Genomic DNA, 18,818 nt, shown 5'->3' with positions numbered 1-18,818 from the left:
TACGCATCGTCGCCTTGGTAGGCCTTTACCCCACCAACTAGCTAATGCGCCGCAGGCCCATCCATCAGTGACAGATTGCTCCGTCTTTCCTCCTCTCCCCATGCAGGGAAAGGATGTATCCGGTATTAGCTACCGTTTCCGGTAGTTATCCCAGTCTCATGGGCAGGTTGCCTACGTGTTACTCACCCGTCCGCCGCTAGGTTGTTTTAAAAGCAAGCTTCTAAAACAACCCCGCTCGACTTGCATGTATTAGGCACGCCGCCAGCGTTCGTCCTGAGCCAGGATCAAACTCTCCATTAAAGACCAACCGAAGTTGGTTTATAGAAAGAGCGATTCGCTCATTTTTAATGCTAGCGATTCTTCTTTATATTAAAGAAGAAATCTTTATTTTCATCATCCATTTGTTCAGTTTTCAAAGAACTTGTCTGTCCTCGTTTCTTCAACGAGTCAGGAATTAGATCATATCATGTTGGTTGCTTTCTTGTCAAATCTTTTTTGATTTTCTTTTCAGCATCCTCCGCTTCGAGAAATGTTATTCTCAAAGCAACGTCTAATAATGTAACATGCCTAAAGTTATTTAGCAAGCATTTTTTAATTTCTTTTTCCCACAGCTATAATACCTCCTACTATAAACAGTAGATAACAAAACAGCCACCCCGTAATAGAACGGAATGGCTGTACTCTTGCAATCTAATTATTCTTGCTCCAGCAGTCTGATGAATTCATCCTCATCTTCTATGGTATCAATTCCGAGCTGTTGGGCCTTGGCCAGCTTACTTCCTGCCTTTTCACCAGCTATGACTAGATCCGTCTTTTTCGATACAGACCCGGTCACATGGGCGCCCAGTGCCTCCAGCTTGGCAGCAGCTTCATCACGCGTAAGTTGATGCAGGGTACCTGTAAGCACAACCGTTTTGCCACTGAAAAAGCTGTCTGTCTTCTTCTCCTGTGGAGCTTGGGGAGCCTGAGCCTTTACCCCTAGGGATAACATCTTTTCAATCCCCGCTTGGGTGAATGGATCAGCAAAGAAGGCAACGATACTCTCAGCTACAATCCCGCCCACATCCGGCAATTCTATTAATTCCTCTACCGTAGCGGACATGACCTTGTGCAAATCACGGTAATGATCAGCCAACATGCGTGTAGTCGCTTTACCGGTATTCGGTATACCAAGGGAATAAAGGAATGAAGCCAAATCCCTCTCTTTACTCTGCTCAAGCGCTGCCAGAAGGTTATTGGCTTTTTTCTCACCAAATCGCTCCAGCTTCACAAGATCATCGAATTGAAGTGTATACAGATCCGCAGGCTCGCGCACTTCCAGTTCGTCATGCAACTGGATTGCCGTTTTGTCGCTGAAGGTTTCAATATCCATGGCATCACGTGACGCAAAATGAGAAATACGAGCCACAATTTGTGGCTTACACCCCAGCTTATTATCGCAGAATAAATGAGCCCCTCGCTGCTGCAACGGGAATCCACAGGCCGGACAATGATCCGGTACGATAATTTCCTCTCCGTCGTCCTCAGACGTAACTTTCCCCAAAATTTCCGGAATGACATCATTCGAACGGCGGATAAACACACGAGCACCCAAAGCGAACTTCAGATTTTTCCGCTCGATATCCCCAGCATTGTTCAGTGTACAATTTTGTACGGTGACTCCCGCCAGCTCTACCGCTTCTACCCTTGCCAGTGGAGTAATTTTACCTGTGCGACCTACATTCCACTCAACAGAGTTAAGCACCGTGGTCGTTTCCTCCGCCTCGAACTTATAAGCCACCGCCCAGCGCGGAAATTTATCAGTGTAGCCTAGAACCTCACGCGTGCGCATATCTGTAATTTTGAGTACCGCCCCGTCAATGAGATAATCCAGTCCGGCACGAGACTCTTCGATATCAGCCAGTTGTTCCATAGCATCATCAAAATCGTCAAAGTAAGTCAGATACGGATTCACCTTAAAATGATTGTCACGCAGGAAAGTCATCATCTCCAGGTGGCTACTAAACTGGATTCGGTCCGCGTAGCCCACATTGTAGAAAAATGCATTCAGCCGTCGCTCTGCTGTTGTTTTGGGATTCAAATTACGCAGAGCACCTGCTGCGGCGTTGCGTGCATTTTTAAGAGGGTCCACAGCGGTCTCATTATATTTGGTCAGCACAGACAGATTCATAATGCCTTCTCCCTGTACTTCAATGGTCCCATCCTGAAAAGGAATCGTAAGCGGCACGGATTTAATGGTTTTCACCTGTGCCAGTATTCCCTCGCCCACCACGCCATTGCCGCGTGTAGAAGCCTGTACCAGCTTCCCGTCAGTATAAGTCAGATTCAACGTCAGTCCATCAAATTTAAGTTCTACCGCATATCCTGGAGGCGGTAAAGGCAGCTCCGGGTTCTTGGTGTTGTAATCGTTGACCAGCTTCACGACACGCACGTTCCAGGCACGCAGCTGCTCCACATTCTGTGCTTTATCCAAGCTCCATAACGGGGCCAGATGGCGATGCGGTGTGAAGCCTTTGAGTAACTCCCCGCCCACACGCTGTGTCGGCGAATCCGGCAGCACAAGACCGCTCGTCTGTTCAAGCGCTACCAGCTCGTCATAAAGCACATCATATTCTTTGTCGCTGATCTTGGGCTCATCCAGTGTGTAGTAATGATAATTATATGTGTTCAGCTCAGCAACAAGCTGCTCCATCCTGTGCATTGGGTTCATGCAGGCGTATCCCTCCGGGAACTTCATCAGGGCAGAAGCCTAAGCCAACTGCCGCTGTGAGGTTCGAGATTTAATGATGTTTGAGATTTATTCTACTTTTGTAATCGGTGCAAAGCCAGCCAGCAGGCGTTTAACCCCTACTGGAGCCGGGAAAGCAATCTGAAGCTCCATATCATTGCCTGTACCTTTTACAGCTACAATGGTTCCAATTCCCCACTTGCCATGCTGTACCTTGTCTCCGGCAGCAAAAATGGAGGGGCCTCCTGCCGAAGCAGCCGGAGTTGGTTTCGCGGATGAAGATGTTGTAACGGTTACGCGGGGCGACGTGGAAGCCGACGAACCACTGCGGCTCATCGTATCAAAGGAACGTTCTCCGCCAAAGTTACTACCGTTGGTTTTACCCAGTCCACGTCCGCCATAAGAGCCGCCTACATTGCCGGAGCGGCGATAGCGGTCACGTTTGATAATTGTATCCTCTTTGAGCTCTTCCGGAATCTCTTCAAGAAAGCGGGAAGGCGGATTAGCGGTGGTACGGCCAAACAGCGTGCGCATCTGTGCGCATGTAAGAAACAGTTGCTCCTCTGCACGGGTAATCCCAACATACGCCAATCTGCGCTCTTCCTCCAGCTCTTCATTATCCAAAAAGGCCCGACTGTGAGGGAATACTCCCTCCTCCATACCGACAATAAATACAATCGGAAACTCCAGTCCTTTTGCGCTATGCATGGTCATCAATACAACCGCATCGCTTTGTTCCTCTTCATCGTCATTCATGGAATCAATATCCGCGATAAGAGCAAGATCGGTCAGGAAGGAGACGAGTGACTTGTCCTCCGCTCCTTTTTCAAATTCCATCGTTACCGACAGGAACTCATCAATATTCTCCAGACGTGAGCGTGATTCAAGCGTATTCTCGTTTTGCAGCTCCAGTCGATATTGGCTGGTTTCCAGCATTTTTTCCGTTAACTCGGTGACCGAGAGATAGTCCACCATCCGACTCAAGCCTTCGATCATATCGTAAAACTCTACAAGCGCATTGCGCGTACGTCCGGCAAAGCCCAAATCGTCTACCACCTGCAGCACACGGAAAATAGAAACTCCACGCTCCGCTGCGGCTGCTTGCAATTTACCGACCGTTGTATCCCCAATACTCCGTTTTGGCACATTAATGATTCGGATCAAGCTGATATCGTCATCAGGATTGGAGAGCAGGCGAAGGTACGCCAGCAAGTCCTTAATCTCTTTACGATCATAGAACTTGATGCCGCCAACGATCTGGTACGGAATATCCGATTTGATCAAAATTTCCTCGACCACCCGCGACTGGGCATTGGTACGGTACAAAATAGCATGATGGCTATAGGTTTTGCCTGCATTGATATTTTTATGAATTTCGGAGGCGATAAAATAGCCCTCATCATGCTCCGAGTCAGCCCGGTAAACTTTAATCTTGGCCCCGCCTTCTTTGTCGGTCCATAGTTTCTTCGGCTTGCGGCCCGTATTTTGCCCAATCACTTCATTGGCGGCATTCAGAATATTCGAGGTTGACCGATAGTTTTGCTCCAGCAAAATGGTACGTGCTTCCGGGTAGTCCTCTTCAAAGTTCAAAATGTTGCTGATATCCGCCCCGCGCCAACGATAGATGGACTGATCGCTGTCACCTACTACGCAAATTCGGTGATGCTGGTCAGCCAGCATTTTACACAGCATGTACTGCGCACGGTTCGTATCCTGATATTCATCGACATGAATGTATTGGAATTTCTTCTGATAGAAATCCAGTACCTCAGGCACTTCTTTAAATAGTTGAATCGTTGCCATAATCAGATCATCAAAATCCAGAGAGTTGTTATTTTTGAGACGTTGTTGGTATTTGGTATATACCTTCGCCACAATCCCCTCAAAATAGTCGCCAATCTTGCGCTCATACATTTCAGGAGTGACCAGTTCATTTTTAGCTGTGCTCATCATGGACTGAACCGCTTTGGGTTCGAATTTTTTGGTGTCTATGTTCAGATCCTTCATGCAGTTCCGAATAACAGACAACTGATCTGTAGAATCGAGAATACTGAAATTGGAGGTAAATCCGATCCGCTCGATATCTCGACGCAAAATACGCACACACATGGAGTGAAAGGTGGATACCCACACATCTCTCCCCTGCGGGCCAATCAGCCTGGATACGCGATCCTGCATTTCACGCGCGGCCTTGTTCGTAAAGGTAATTGCCAAAATGCCCCATGGAGCCGTCTTGCGGGTCGCGATGAGGTAGGCAATCCGGTGCGTGAGCACCCGGGTCTTTCCACTGCCTGCGCCAGCCATAATCAGCAACGGTCCGTCTATCGCCTCCACTGCCTGACGCTGAGGCGGATTGAGGCGGGCTACAGCCTCGTGTATATCTATTGATTGCATGCGTGCATGCTCCTTTCTACAAGCTTCCATAAAATCACGTTCTATACTTCCAACTTCACAGCTACCGTCTCCAGTGCTTTCGCCAAGTCACGGTAAATGATGTTCCCTACTACAATGGTGTCACAAACGGCAGCCGCTTGTAACGCGGTAGATTTATCCACGATACCCCCTCCATATAGGACACGGGCGCGCTCCGTACTGCGATGTATTTTTTGTACCAGTTCCATATCTCCAAAGGCACCGCTATACTCCACATATACAATCGGCAGATGCATGAGCTTGTCAGCAACCTCTGCATATGAAGCGGCAGATGAAGCATCGAGTGATGCATCCGCTCCGGTAAGCTTGGCCACCGTGGAATCACCATTCAAAACAATATATCCTTCTGTCACAAGTAAATCCCAAGGGATCATATAACCAAACTGCTCAATCGCACGCTGGTGCTGTCCTACGATCCAATTACTGTCCGTTGTATTGAGCACCATTGGAATCATATACAGATCAAACCCGGGCACCACAGCCTCCAGATCAGACACTTCAAGCACACACGGTACCTCATAACGCCGGATCCGCGACAGCAAATCCACCGTATTTTCATAGGTAACGCCCGACGAGCCTCCTACCATAATGGCATCCGTACCAGACATGCACACGGCATCCAGTCCCTCATCGTCCAGTTCCTTGTCAGGGTCCAGCTTAAATACATGCCTCCATGATTGAATTGAATCTGCCAACACACATTCCTCCAGCATCCATTGTGCTTTTGCCACGATCCGGTCTAACCGGATTCTAATATCCAAAAGCGTTCTATGCTAAGTCTATGACAGTGCACAAAAGGTGTCAATGTTCGTATTCGATGGGAACACTCCGTTCACACATCTCAGGGCCGTAACGCATACAGCCAACTGCGTTTTTGGAGTTCCTTTTCCGTTAAAACATCCGTATAGAATCCGCGCACACCCATCTGTTCGTAGTCAGCGGCATCTTTTAGATCGTTAATTGTATTTACGTAGCACACCGCCCCCGCCTGCCGCAAGCTTTCCACTAAAGCACCACTAACTCTGTTCTCCGGTAAAGTCACTGCTGTTATATCGTTTTGTTGTACAAACCGGATGATTTGGTCGTCCGTATCTTGTGTCGCATAAAGCGTATAAATAATGGAGGTATAGGGATAGATGCTCCGCAGCGTTCGCAGCATTTCTTCGTCATAAATTTGCGGGACAATGCGGGACAAAAGATTCGGATTTTTGTCCTGTGCCTGACGGGTCAGTTGCGCAAATAACTGTTTTATTTGGGCCGGGTCCTGTTCTTTCGTATCCGTCACAACATAGGCATCCGGGTATTTCTCCAACAGATCCAATGCATCATTCCAGTCCACCGGGGTGTAGGAACCATGTATGGGGGTGTTTTTGAATTGCTCGTAGCTCCAGGGCTTCCCGCCCTGTTCTGTACTAACTACCTGCTTCTGCTGCATTTGCTCTGTAAAAGACTCCGTCCATTCATGGCGCGCCACCAAATGTCCGTCCGAAGTAAACATCAGGTCGACCTCAAATACGCGGCTGCCTTTTTTATAATTATTCACAAATGCTTCACGCGCATTGGTATAGGCTAAACCGTCAACGGCTCCCATAGCATGCGAAATCACACGATGGGTGGTAAAACCGGTATGCTCCTCCGTGGATTGCCCTCTGTAAGCCAATAAAAACGTGCCAATCAACATTAATAGAATTACCGCCGCAATCAGTCGTTTCATAGGGTGTCACATCCTTTTCGTACAGGTCAATACCCTGCATGCGCACACTTAAAACAACTTCTAGACACAAAAACACCCTCCGGCTGAACCGAAGGGTGAATCTGGATTAATACGCATTCTTGAAACCGTTGCGGATGGTACGGAAAATAATTTTAATATCGAATAAGAGCGACCAATTCTCAATATAGAAAATATCATGCTTAATCCGTTCCTCAATGGACGTGTCACCACGCAACCCGTTGCTCTGTGCCCAGCCTGTAATACCAGGACGAACATGGTGCTTCACCATATATTTTGGGATTTCCTCGCGGAACTGATCCACGTAATACGGACGTTCCGGGCGGGGGCCGACAACACTCATATCTCCTAGCAACACATTGAAAAACTGTGGCAGCTCATCGAGACTCGTTTTACGAATAAAGGTGCCAAAACGCGTTCGACGTGGGTCATTGGCCGTCGTCCAGCCTGTATCGTCAGTCCCGGGTGGTAGTACCTTCATTGAGCGGAATTTGTACATCATGAAGGTACGCCGATTCAAGCCCACCCGCTCCTGTTTGAAAATGACTGGGCCTCTCGATGTCGTCATCACGCCAATTGCCACTGCCAGCATAACCGGAGAAGTCAGAATAATAGCGAACAATGAGAACAGAATATCGAACGAACGCTTAAACAATCGGTTCCCCGCCACATCCAGCGGAATATCCCGTACATTGATCATTGGCATGCCTGCAAAGTTATCAAAATACGGTCGAGCTGGCAGATAATCGAAAAAGTCAGGAATAATGAGCGTACGTACCCCTGCCTTTTCACACATGTTGATAATCTTGGGATACTTATCATGTGCATCCAGCGGAAGAGCCAAAATGACCTCGTCAATCATCATACGCGACAGCGTAGCTTCTAACTGATCCAACCCTCCAAGAATCGGGCGAAAATGCGCTTCTTCCTCTTCATCCCAGTGGCGTTTATCATCGAGGAATCCCACCACTTCATATCCCAGATCAGGATACTGTCCAAGATTATGATAAAAGCGTTGGCCCAGAGTACCCGCCCCGAGAATGAGCATGAACTGCTTGTTATAGCCTTTTTGGCGGAGAGCTTTAAGTACCTGTTTCAAAAAATACCGATAAAATAAAATAAGCAGTACGTTCCCAATCATATAGATCGCCAGATAGGACCGTGAAATGTCGATTTGCTTCACGAAGAACATGACACTCAACAGCACGAACAGGCCAACAATATGAATCTGGGTGACGCGAAATACGTCGTCTGCAAACCGTTTTTTACGTTTGGGTGAATAGAGAGAGAATAACATCCCCAGCACCACGGCAATCAGACCGTAGATTAAGCTCCAGCCTCCATATACTTGAATAGGAAGCGGCTCTTGATAGGTAATCCATTCACTTTCAAATTTGAAGAACCAGGCGATCAGAAAGGATAACTGAATGACCGCGAAATCCGCCACAATATACAATTGGGTTAAAAAACGTTGATTTCTGCGTATCATACTTTCACCTCGGTACGAGATTGTTCGCCACTGTCCGGCTTGGCCGGTGCAGTGAGCTTATTTTTCAAAAAGGCCATTCCAAATTTCACTGTAATTCCCGCGTATACAGCCATGTTCGTGATCCAGCTATACTGCTGTTTATAATGCTTGCGGTGAAATACCCACATGGCTCTATGAAACTCGTAAATAATTTTCAAAGGACGACGACGAGCGCTGCCTCCTTTGATATGAATAATATATGTGCGCGGATAGTAGTAAATGCCCCATCCCGCCTGCTTAATCCGGTAACACCAGTCAATGTCCTCACCATACATGAAAAAGGTTTCGTCCAAGCCGCCGACCTGCTCAATCGTCTCCCGGCGCACCAGCATAAAAGCACCCACCAGCACATCCACTGGATACTCATCATCCGGGCTTAAATGCCCGAGCTGGTATTGATTGTACTTCGGGTTATCCGGGTAACGCTTCGACCAGCCGAAGGCGTAGTAAAAGGATGCAGAAGGCGTAGGAAACCCGCGCTTACAGGCCTTATCCAGCGAACCATCTGGCAAAATAACCTTGCAGCCCGATGCTCCTATCTCCGGATGTGTATCCATGAACCGAATCATCGTATCCAGCGTGTCCGGCTGCACCAACGTATCAGAATTCAGCAGTAATACATAACGCCCGCCCGCTACCTCGATGCCCTGATTGTTTGCCTTGGCAAAACCCGTGTTATCCTCATTGGCAATCAACGTAATCTCCGGATATGCAACACGAATGGCTTCCACAGACCCATCATTGGAGTGATTGTCGATAACAATCACTTCATATCGATATTGCGTCTCTGACGCATACACCGACTGCAAACAATCCAGCGTCAAACGGCATGTATTATAGTTGACGACCAGTATGCTTACATCCATATTTAAAACGCTCCTGACAAATTCAGTAATCTATTCTACTATCGACTATTATAACATACCCAACAGATCACGGGGCGCAAAAAACCACATAACTTGTTACCTTACACAGTTAGCAGGATTTTGCAAAATTCGATTCCAGCCGCTTATTAGATTTTTGTAAAATCCTCGGTTGAGGTATAAAAATCATCGTGGTAAGATATACATGGAAAAAGGGCTGGTGCCAGCCAGCCCCTGCGCAACCAACGCTCCAAGAGCGGACGGTTTTGGAACATCAGGCCGAAAATAGACCCTTCCTTGCGGGGGCGGTCTATTTTCGTTTGTTAAACTCTAACAGTGTGACGATCAACGCCCCGAACGTCAGCATTAAACTGAGCGCCTCAAACACTGTCACAGGCTTCACCCCCCTCCTCGGGAGAGTTAGCCGACCGCCCTTGCCAGCCTATATCGGTTGCACTTTTCAATTATACTATATTTTTCCATAAAGGAACATGTATTCGATGGTTTTTTATCTAGCATTCATTGTACCTTTTATTATTTGACGCTTATATATGGAAAAAAGTTTCAATTTTTTCCTTTCCATACCTCTATAACTTCCCCAGTATGAAAACCAACTTATAAATCCAGTTGTCCAACCGTGACTGCCTATAAAATGGAGATTGCCAAATGTATTCCACACGGTAAAATAACCCCTTTTGATAGCTGTTCAGGAACTGATCAATATCTTTATACATTCGAGGAGACAGGTCCTGTCCATACAGTTGAATGAACTGTCGGGCTTGTTTGCTTAGAATATAGCGATTTTTTCCTTTTACAAATCTGTTCAGCCTTTTTCTCCACTTGCTTGCCCATCCATCTGTAGAGCCCCCAAGCACATTATTTTGATGCTGCCGATATAAAATGGAGGGTTTGGGGTCGAAGACAACCTCTCCTAAAGCGGATACACATAAGTAAATCCACCAGTCATGCATTATAACATTCTTCAAAGAAGCTGGAATTCTCTTCTTCACTAATTGGAGAGCTTGTTTGTTGATCACCATGGTACAACCTACACATACATTCTCAATTAAAGCATTATAAAAAGACAAAGGTTTAGGAATATCTGCTGGCCATACCTTAAGAGGTTCCAACGTGTGAGAAACCATTTGCGTGGCAGAACAGTACATCAACGGTCGGCCCTCCTCTTTTTCATTAAGAAGAGATACCGCTTGACCAAGCTTGTTCGGCATCCACACATCGTCCTGATCACAGAATGCGTAATAATCGAATGTCTCAGACGATCTTTGGATTAGATTAAAAAAACTTTCAATAACCCCTTTGTTGCTTTCAGGACATAAAATGATTTGGTGGGGATGTTTCTGCTTCAGGGCATTCAACTTTACGGCTGTACTATCCGTAGAGCCATCATCACGAATTAGAATCTGAATATCTACATCTTTTTGATTTAACAAGCTTTCAATTTGTTCCTCTAGATAAACTGCTCCATTATATGTAGATAATAAAATTTGCACGCTGGGCCTGTTCAGAATGATGCCCTCCTTATAGCTGAAAAATGATTGAACTAATTATAATACTTATTGAACTTGTTCGACATATGTCTCTACATAATAAAATCTCCCAATCAAAACATGATGGGAGATCGCTGTAGATATAGTGTACCTTTATTTGCTGGAACTTGCCAGATACTCTTTTAGAAAATCCCGTAGTCCCTCACGCCAAGCGCGCAAATCATTTAATCCATTTGTTCGAATCGCAATATGCTCCATTACGGAATTACGCGGACGAGCTGCGGGTCTGGGGAATTGCTCTGTGCTGCACGGCTCCAGCTTTGCTGTGATCTTGGCACCTAATAATTCAGCCGCATCCTGCAAGATCGCTTGCGTAAACTCATACCAGGTACAGGAACCGCTATTGGACGCATGATATACACCATACTTCTCGGTTTGAACCAACTCAGCTAAAAAGCGAGCCAAATCCACCGTATAAGTAGGTGAACCTTTCTGATCGTTCACAACCTGAAGCTGCGGCTTTTCCTGTCCAAGCTTCAGCATGGTTTTAACGAAATTATTCCCGTGCAGTCCATACACCCAAGACGTACGAATAATAAAGTACCTGGAGGAAAGTGTCTGAGTCAATATCTCTCCCGCTCGTTTGGACTTTCCGTAGATACTCTGCGGATTGGTATTATCGTACTCATGATATGGCTGCTCTGCCGTTCCATCGAACACATAATCCGTACTGATATAAACCAGCTTGGCTCCTGCTTTTTCCGCAGCCAGTGCCATATTACGTGTTCCTGCCGCATTTACCTGATAAGCCCCATCTACATCGGACTCCGCTGCATCCACTGCCGTATACGCTGCACAGTGGATGACAGCGTCAGGTTGATATTGTCCTACGATCTTCACAGCTTGCTCCAAATCCGTTATATCTAGCTGTTCCCGATCGTATCCAAGGACATCATGTCCTTGCTCCTGAAAAACCTTTACTACGTCTTTACCAAGTTGACCGGATGCTCCAGTAACCAGTACCTTCATCTTATGCATCCCCCAGACGGGCACCATACTGCTTAGCATAATATTGTTGATATTCGCCGGATTGGATGCGAGTCCACCATTCTTTGTTGTCCAAATACCAACGAATGGTTTCTTTAATACCCGTTTCAAAAGAGTGTTTTGGCTTCCAACCCAGCTCATTCATCGTTTTGGTCGGGTCAATACCATACCGACGGTCATGGCCCGGACGATCCTGTACATACGAAATCAGAGATTCTGGCTTGCCCAGCTCCTCCAATACCGTTTTGACAATGTGTACATTGGTCCGCTCATTATTTCCACCAATATTGTATACCTCACCAAGCTTCCCCTGGTGAATGACCAGATCAATTGCGCTGCAATGATCCTCTACATATAACCAATCACGGATGTTCAAGCCATCCCCGTAGACGGGTAGTTGCTGATCACTTAACGCACGTGAGATCATTAGCGGGATCAGTTTTTCCGGGAACTGGTACGGACCATAGTTGTTGGAACATCGTGTGATATTTACAGGTAAACCAAACGTTTCGTGATATGCACGAACTAGCAGGTCTCCGCCTGCCTTCGAAGCTGAGTAAGGACTGTTAGGTTGAAGTGGTGTTTCCTCTGTAAACAATCCTGTTTCACCCAGAGAACCGTACACCTCATCTGTCGATACCTGTACAAACTTGGTCACGTTATATTTCTTAGCTGCATCCAACAGCACCTGTGTACCCAATACGTTTGTTTTCACAAACACTTCCGGTTCCAGAATACTCCGATCCACATGTGACTCCGCTGCAAAATTTACCACCACATCAATTCCCTGCTGCATCAACTGATCAATTGCTTGTGCATCCGTAATATCTGCTTTCACAAAGGTATGTTTGGGGTGATTTTCAATAGATTTCAAATTTTCCAGGTTACCTGCATACGTAAGCGCATCTATATTCACAATTTCGTAACCTGGGTGTTGCTTTAACATGTACAATACAAAGTTACTGCCAATAAACCCGGCACCGCCGGTGACAAGAAGTTTCATAAAGACCTCCTAAAACGTGCTTTAATACATACAACATATGCTTTCAAACTAATAACGAACAAAGATGAGTTTATTATTAGTTCAATTGTCTATATAATTGCGGCTAAATTCTTTAATCAAAATTAATGTCTGCATCGGCTAGTACTGGATGCTTCTGATCCTTCTCCGAAAGAATAGCATGAGAAGTCGGCCAGTCAATTCCCAGTGCAGGATCATTCCACAGGATACCACGATCATTTTCAGGTGAATAATATTCGTCTACCTTATACAACACCTGGGTATTGGGAACAAGCGTACAGAATCCATGAGCAAAGCCTTTAGGCACCAGTAACTGACGTCTATTATGCTCGCTCAAAATCACTCCAACCCATTGACCGAATGTTGGAGAACTTTTACGAATATCCAAAATAACATCGTATATGGCTCCAGAAATCACACGAATGAGTTTTGTCTGTGCTTTAGGATTAAGCTGGTAATGTAAACCACGGATCACGCCAGTTTCTGCAGATAAGGACTGATTATCCTGAATAAAGACATGATTAATTCCGTTTTGTTTCATGATTTGCTCATTGTAACTTTCCATAAAAAAACCACGGTGATCACCATGAACCACGGGTTCAATAATTTTTGAACCTTCTAGTTTCAAAGGGATTACTTTCATGAATATGTATCCTCCCTTCAATTATAATTATTATAGCTTTAATTTCCCAAATTCCTCGCCAAAGACGATATCTTTAGCTAGTTCATTTGCACGTGCAAGAGATGGATGGGTTCCAGCATCAGTCCACCAGCCTTGAAGAACATCGTATGTCAATGTTCCATTAGCAATATATGCATTGTTAACGTCAGTGATCTCAAGTTCTCCACGAGCTGAAGGTTCAAGTGTTTTTACAATTTCAAACACACTATGATCGAACATATAGATACCTGTTACAGCATAATTACTTTTTGGATCTTTAGGTTTTTCTTCAATTGATACAATCCGCTCCCCTTGAAGCTCAGCCACTCCAAAACGGTGTGGATCTTGTACCTGTTGAAGAAGGATCTTCGCCCCCGTGATTTGATTACGGAAATTGTCCACAAATGGTGCAATGTCATCTTCAAATACATTATCACCCAAAATAACGACCATTTGATCATCACCTACAAATTGTTCAGCCAGATCAAGGGCTTGTGCAATCCCACCTGCTTCGTCCTGAACTTTATAAGTGAATGTTACGCCCATCTCACGACCGCTACCAAGAAGGTTAACGACATCTCCCATATGCTCTTTACCTGTAACGATAAGGATATCGTGTATGTCAGCTTGCTTGAGCTTGGATACAGAATGGAAAATCATTGGGTACTTACCAACGGGTAATAAATGCTTATTTGTTACTTTGGTTAAGGGGTAGAGACGTGAGCCTGTACCTCCAGCAAGTATTATACCTTTCATTGCTCCTCCTTAATTACTTTCAGATTATTTTTGGAATCATATTTGCCCAAATATAAGTTTAACAATATTTTAATAAGTAACATATTTCCTCGCAATGGGCTAATCTTAGTAGGTACTTTTCCCTTTGGATATGAACGTTCAACAGGAATCTCCGTGACTTTATAGCCTAATTTGGGCGCTTTAACTGACAAATAGCCCAACAGCTCATAAGTCTCAAAAACATCTCTAAAAGGATGCAAATGGGGATCTTTTAAAAACCGAGCAGAATGGGCCCTAAATCCATTGGTAGTGTCTGTATAATGATATCCTGCAACTAGTGATATAAACGGTGCATGAATAAGTTTAATAGCAAGTTTTCTCGAGATAGGAGTATTTATTTCCTTACCTCCTGGTACATACCTTGAACCTTGAACAAAATCATACCCTTCGTCAAGTTTCTGAATGAACTCAGGAATTGACTCAACGCTATCTTTATTATTTCCATCCACAGTAACGATGCCCTCATATTGTTCTTGTAATGCGTAAGCGAATCCCATCCGTAGTTGTGCACTTAACTTACCCTTATCTTTTTTAACTAGAATAGCTCTTACATGATTATCTAAAAGAAATGATTCATCTAAGGAACCATCGGTGCTTCCACCGTCTAGAATAATAATATCAACAGTTTCTGCAAGTGATTTTAACTTATTAAGTTGTTTTTGAATTTTTATCCCTTCGTTAATAACAGGAATGCATACACAGTATTTACTATTTTTCAACTTAAATTCTTTAAGCTCAAAATTAGGTATTTCCCAATTTTTATTTTCAATTGCATTCATTGGCGGGATATTCTCCTTATTAAGCGTAAATTTCTGAAGCGTATATTAGAGCTTGTTCAACATTAGCTACATTCGGATTGTCCCCATTTTTCATTTCAATAGAAACCCAATTTCTATATTCGTTTTCTTTTAGCGCCTCGGCTATTTTCCTATGCGATGACACACTTTCCTTACCACTGACCTTATTAAGATAAGGTTCGCTAATATGAAAATGACTCAGATAAGGCATACTTTTTTCAATAGCAGAAGAAATATTTTCGTTATTTAAAATAAGAGCGCCCGCATCAAGATGCAATTGAAAACCAACATGGTTTACTTCCTGAACCAATTGTATACCTTCATCACTATTCGTAATGAAATCACAACCATATTGGGGTGGATTAGGCTCTATACACAAGGTTACATTTTCTATAACAGCAGCCTCGGCGAGTTCCGAAAAAAAAGGAATAGCGATATTAAGTTGCTCATTCTTGGATAGTCCATTGGAAAGTCGGTTTTTAGGAGAACCAAATACTAGAGCTTTAACCCCTATTTTACCTGCCAATCTCATTATCCCCACTACATATTCTTTTAGCTTGTTACGAGAATCAGCCTCTGAAAACAAAGTCAACTCATGCTGTCCAAATAATAATGATTGCATAGCAATTAAATGAATATTTCTTTGTTCCCAATACTGCTTAAATTGTAGTAGTTCGCTAGTTTGGCAATCTAATGGCCGTTCCCAAAATTTAGTAGGGGCAATTTCAATTCCACGAATGCCAAGTTTATTAAGCAACACAATGATCTCTTCATCCTCATTACTATTCCAAGCAATATTGGAAATAGAAAGTTTCATTGAAGCGCCCTCTTTTCTTCCTCAATAAATACTCTAATCTCCTGAAGAACTTCTTCTTTAGATTTCATATAATCTTTATTGTCACGGTCACTGAAAATATGTGAATACAGACTTCTCATATCATATGAGACGGGCTTTTTCTCCGTTTCATTGGAAAAGTTAATATTCAGCCCAGCCCGAGCAATTTCTTTTGCACTTACAGGCTCTGTAGCAAAATTCACTATGCTTAGCGAATTAGCAAGTGCGGTTTGAATATCATCCCACAAATGATTCATATTATAAAATTGAAATTCACTTAGATGATGAGTTAAATGTAAAGCATTGTCATGAATCAAATCATAAATGAAATTTTTCTTAAGTCCTCTGCCGAATAGGCCAGGGAGACGAATAATCAAATGGTCATGGAAAGTTTTGCTAACGAATTGTTCTAAATAAAAACGATGTTTTCCGTAAGGTTCTGTTGTTTCTGTTTGTATATTCGAAGACTCATCAACTTTGATAGGAGTACTATATACATCAACTGTAGAGATGAGCACAAACTTTTGAGCCTTGACCTCTTTTAAACAGGAAATCAGTTGATTGATATTAGCAAGATCTTCCTCTGGGGCTTGATTGGCCTTCCATTTGACAGCTGGGGCGGCCGCACATACAACTAAATCATATTCCTTACCTTTAATAGACTCAATATTGGACGAATTATACAACTCATCAAATGCTGTCTGTGCAAGTAAAGTGGAGCCTACATACCCGGTAAAGCCTACAAGACAATTCTTCTTCACAACACTCTCTCCTTCCTTATTGACCAGAAGCACTCTCTTTTTCTTTAATTAATTCCAATCTAGGCTTTTTCTCTTTATACATTTCTACAGACTTGGTACTGTAAAAAGGACGATTTTGGATCTCAATTAATATGCGCGAAGTGTACTCCCCAATAATCCCGCCAATAAAAAACAAACCTGCAAAACCAAGAGAGATTAAAATCATAAGTGTAGTCCAACCTTGTACTACTGACTGATTAAAAAAGTAATTATATAAAGCGTAACCCCCCATGAACAAAGAAAACAGGAAAAATGCACCTGTTAGAAGATGGGCTGTTCTTAACCCAAAATGAGAAAAGGAGACCAATGCATCTACAGCTAGCGATATATTCTCCCGATTTACTTTCCTGCCAGTTAATCTATTTACAGCCTTGTAGTTAAGCAATGTTTTAGAATAGCCCGTAAGCTCATAGAGCGCTTTCCTATATCTTACCTTTTCTTTTAAATTTAGCATAGCGTTTAAAGCACGACGCGTTACTAAACGTGCAGTCTCCGTAGAAAGAGATAAATTTAAGTAAGACACCTTATTCAGTATTCTATAAAATATTCGAGATTTCCAACCAGCTTGTCCAGACGTAGCAGCGACTATATCAAACCCTTTTCCGGTTGCCGTTTTGAACATGTCATACAGCAGGTCTAAATTAAAATCAATGAATAAAGACTCAATTTCAAACACAAAGTCACCCATTGATTTATTAAGTCCGGCCATCATAGCATGCTCAACACCATGTTTTCTGGACAGATTAATAATCGTAGTGTCCCCATAAATATTTTCCATAGCACTATGCGCGTTCTCCAGCGTCTTATCTTGGCTAAAATCGTTAACCAGTATGATCTCATAGTGTTGAAAATATGTCATCATGGTGCGATCTAATTCAGTTAATGCCTGCACAATTTCTTGCTCATTATTGTGCGCATACAGAACAGTAGAAACAAAAACCTGCTCTTTCATAGCACTTCCTCCAAATCATAGATGGTGTTAAACTTTCCAGAAAAAACAGATACAAATCTCGGGTTTTCTGAAAATTCTTTAATAACAGTAGGTCGAGAATCATCAAGCTCTGAAGCACTAATCAATGCTTTTACAGCAAATAGAGATTTTTTGTAGGTTATTTGAATTTCAGGATTAAGATACTTTTTAGCCAACTGGCTCATTCTTGTCCAAGCTGTGTAAGGTCTAACCGGACAAGTATTACAATTGCTTAATTGCCTTACATTACAAGCATCATTGTATTTCTGACAAGAGAATTCAGGTAAAGCGTTAAAAGACGACTCATGCGGAGTATGTCCAACAGATGTAAGAGAATGATACCCGCTTTCTCCAAAAGGCATTAAAGAAAAAAACGGCCCATCCATTACAGTAATTCCTACATCTTGAATGTTTTTGGTTACTCCCGTCATAATCACTTCACATATTTCATATTTTGTTGAAAATAACTCATAGTCAAACTTACGTAGAATCTGGTTAATACTCGCATAGGTTGCGTTAAGTATGTTGGTAGCTGTACAATCGGATCCATCAGCGAAACGAAGTACATAGTGATCCTCTTCAATGCTTACTTTGTCAATTAGTTTATTGAAACACAGAGACACATTTTTAAAACCCTGTAACTTCTCCATGTACCAATTACGAATTAAATTAGCATCATAGCTATATTCCATCGTTTCGAATGCTGCTTCCACTGCTCCTGGATTAAAATACATCCTGCTGTTAACCTCTACCGCGGGTACTTCAACATAATCGCAGAAATGTTGAAACTGCTCAGCATTTGTTAAGGAATCATTCGCGGAAATCGCATATATTTTCTTAAATCTATCGTTTATAGCAAAAGAAAAATCACGGACAAATCGCTCATAATAATGAGCAGACTTTGCAGCGGTAGAAACACTTCTTGGGTAATGGTACCCGTTGTGAACTCTAGCTTGGTTAATATAACTTGCACGTTGTAAAGGTTTGTCATCAAATTCAATTACAGCTATTTTCAGATCTTTTTTTGCTAATAAGTGAGCTGCATATAGACCGTATATTCCAGCGCCAAAGATAACATAATCGTAATTCAAAAAAGTCAT

17 protein-coding genes and 1 rRNA gene are annotated in these 18,818 nt (G+C 43.4%); all 18 read right to left on the bottom strand.

Features of this window, described 5'->3' with window-relative positions:
• A 16S ribosomal RNA gene (locus tag ABH897_RS09960) occupies window positions 1-300 on the bottom strand; the annotation flags it as partial.
• Window positions 301-694: 394 nt separating this feature from the next.
• The gene (gene ligA, locus ABH897_RS09955) at window positions 695-2,710 is read right to left on the bottom strand and encodes an NAD-dependent DNA ligase LigA (RefSeq protein ID WP_404591766.1); all 2,016 of its coding nucleotides are present in this window, start codon (window positions 2,708-2,710) and stop codon (window positions 695-697) included.
• A gap of 87 nt (window positions 2,711-2,797) precedes the next feature.
• A complete protein-coding gene (gene pcrA / locus ABH897_RS09950; protein ID WP_283653479.1) occupies window positions 2,798-5,122 on the bottom strand; it encodes a DNA helicase PcrA in 2,325 nt (774 codons plus the stop codon).
• A 41-nt stretch (window positions 5,123-5,163) separates the two neighbouring features.
• Window positions 5,164-5,856: a heptaprenylglyceryl phosphate synthase gene (gene pcrB / locus ABH897_RS09945; RefSeq protein WP_459542286.1), complete on the bottom strand. Its 693-nt coding sequence runs from the start codon at window positions 5,854-5,856 to the stop codon at window positions 5,164-5,166.
• 146 nt (window positions 5,857-6,002) lie between these two features.
• Complete coding sequence (locus tag ABH897_RS09940; protein WP_283653480.1) at window positions 6,003-6,875, bottom strand: phosphatidylinositol-specific phospholipase C/glycerophosphodiester phosphodiesterase family protein; 873 nt, start codon at window positions 6,873-6,875, stop codon at window positions 6,003-6,005.
• Window positions 6,876-6,981: 106 nt separating this feature from the next.
• Window positions 6,982-8,382 carry an undecaprenyl-phosphate glucose phosphotransferase gene (locus tag ABH897_RS09935; RefSeq protein ID WP_283653481.1) on the bottom strand — a complete coding sequence of 467 codons (1,401 nt, stop codon included), beginning with the start codon at window positions 8,380-8,382 and terminating at the stop codon, window positions 6,982-6,984.
• The gene (locus tag ABH897_RS09930) at window positions 8,379-9,287 is read right to left on the bottom strand and encodes a glycosyltransferase family 2 protein (protein ID WP_404521883.1); all 909 of its coding nucleotides are present in this window, start codon (window positions 9,285-9,287) and stop codon (window positions 8,379-8,381) included. Before ABH897_RS09930 ends, ABH897_RS09935 begins: the two co-directional genes overlap by 4 nt.
• A gap of 307 nt (window positions 9,288-9,594) precedes the next feature.
• Complete coding sequence (locus ABH897_RS09925) at window positions 9,595-9,687, bottom strand: putative holin-like toxin (RefSeq protein ID WP_219727884.1); 93 nt, start codon at window positions 9,685-9,687, stop codon at window positions 9,595-9,597.
• A gap of 184 nt (window positions 9,688-9,871) precedes the next feature.
• Window positions 9,872-10,795 (bottom strand): glycosyltransferase family 2 protein, encoded by a 924-nt coding sequence (locus ABH897_RS09920; RefSeq protein WP_404591764.1) that lies wholly within the window; start codon window positions 10,793-10,795, stop codon window positions 9,872-9,874.
• A 150-nt stretch (window positions 10,796-10,945) separates the two neighbouring features.
• Window positions 10,946-11,821, bottom strand: coding sequence for a dTDP-4-dehydrorhamnose reductase (gene rfbD, locus ABH897_RS09915; protein ID WP_404591762.1), 876 nt, complete (start codon window positions 11,819-11,821; stop codon window positions 10,946-10,948).
• Between the two features lies 1 nt (window position 11,822).
• Entirely contained in the window at window positions 11,823-12,842 is a 1,020-nt protein-coding gene (gene rfbB, locus ABH897_RS09910) for a dTDP-glucose 4,6-dehydratase (protein WP_404591760.1), read from the bottom strand.
• A 112-nt stretch (window positions 12,843-12,954) separates the two neighbouring features.
• On the bottom strand, window positions 12,955-13,503 hold the full coding sequence (gene rfbC / locus ABH897_RS09905) for a dTDP-4-dehydrorhamnose 3,5-epimerase (protein WP_404591758.1): 549 nt from the start codon (window positions 13,501-13,503) through the stop codon (window positions 12,955-12,957).
• Between the two features lie 30 nt (window positions 13,504-13,533).
• A complete protein-coding gene (locus ABH897_RS09900; protein ID WP_404591756.1) occupies window positions 13,534-14,277 on the bottom strand; it encodes a sugar phosphate nucleotidyltransferase in 744 nt (247 codons plus the stop codon).
• A complete protein-coding gene (locus ABH897_RS09895; RefSeq protein ID WP_404591754.1) occupies window positions 14,274-15,095 on the bottom strand; it encodes a glycosyltransferase family 2 protein in 822 nt (273 codons plus the stop codon). Before ABH897_RS09895 ends, ABH897_RS09900 begins: the two co-directional genes overlap by 4 nt.
• A 19-nt stretch (window positions 15,096-15,114) precedes the next feature.
• Window positions 15,115-15,930: a sugar phosphate isomerase/epimerase family protein gene (locus ABH897_RS09890; protein WP_404591752.1), complete on the bottom strand. Its 816-nt coding sequence runs from the start codon at window positions 15,928-15,930 to the stop codon at window positions 15,115-15,117.
• Complete coding sequence (locus ABH897_RS09885; RefSeq protein WP_404591750.1) at window positions 15,927-16,709, bottom strand: NAD-dependent epimerase/dehydratase family protein; 783 nt, start codon at window positions 16,707-16,709, stop codon at window positions 15,927-15,929. The genes ABH897_RS09890 and ABH897_RS09885 overlap by 4 nt, the downstream gene beginning before the upstream one ends.
• Before the next feature lie 16 nt (window positions 16,710-16,725).
• A complete protein-coding gene (locus tag ABH897_RS09880) occupies window positions 16,726-17,700 on the bottom strand; it encodes a glycosyltransferase (protein ID WP_404591748.1) in 975 nt (324 codons plus the stop codon).
• On the bottom strand, window positions 17,697-18,818 hold the full coding sequence (locus ABH897_RS09875) for an FAD-dependent oxidoreductase (RefSeq protein ID WP_404591746.1): 1,122 nt from the start codon (window positions 18,816-18,818) through the stop codon (window positions 17,697-17,699). The genes ABH897_RS09880 and ABH897_RS09875 overlap by 4 nt, the downstream gene beginning before the upstream one ends.

The organism is Paenibacillus sp. RC73 (assembly GCF_044908085.1).
In the GTDB taxonomy this organism is placed as follows: Bacteria; Bacillota; Bacilli; order Paenibacillales; family Paenibacillaceae; genus Paenibacillus; species Paenibacillus terrae_A.
The sequence above is the reverse complement of the archived record's forward strand: the minus strand, read 5'-3'. Positions and strand labels throughout refer to the sequence as shown.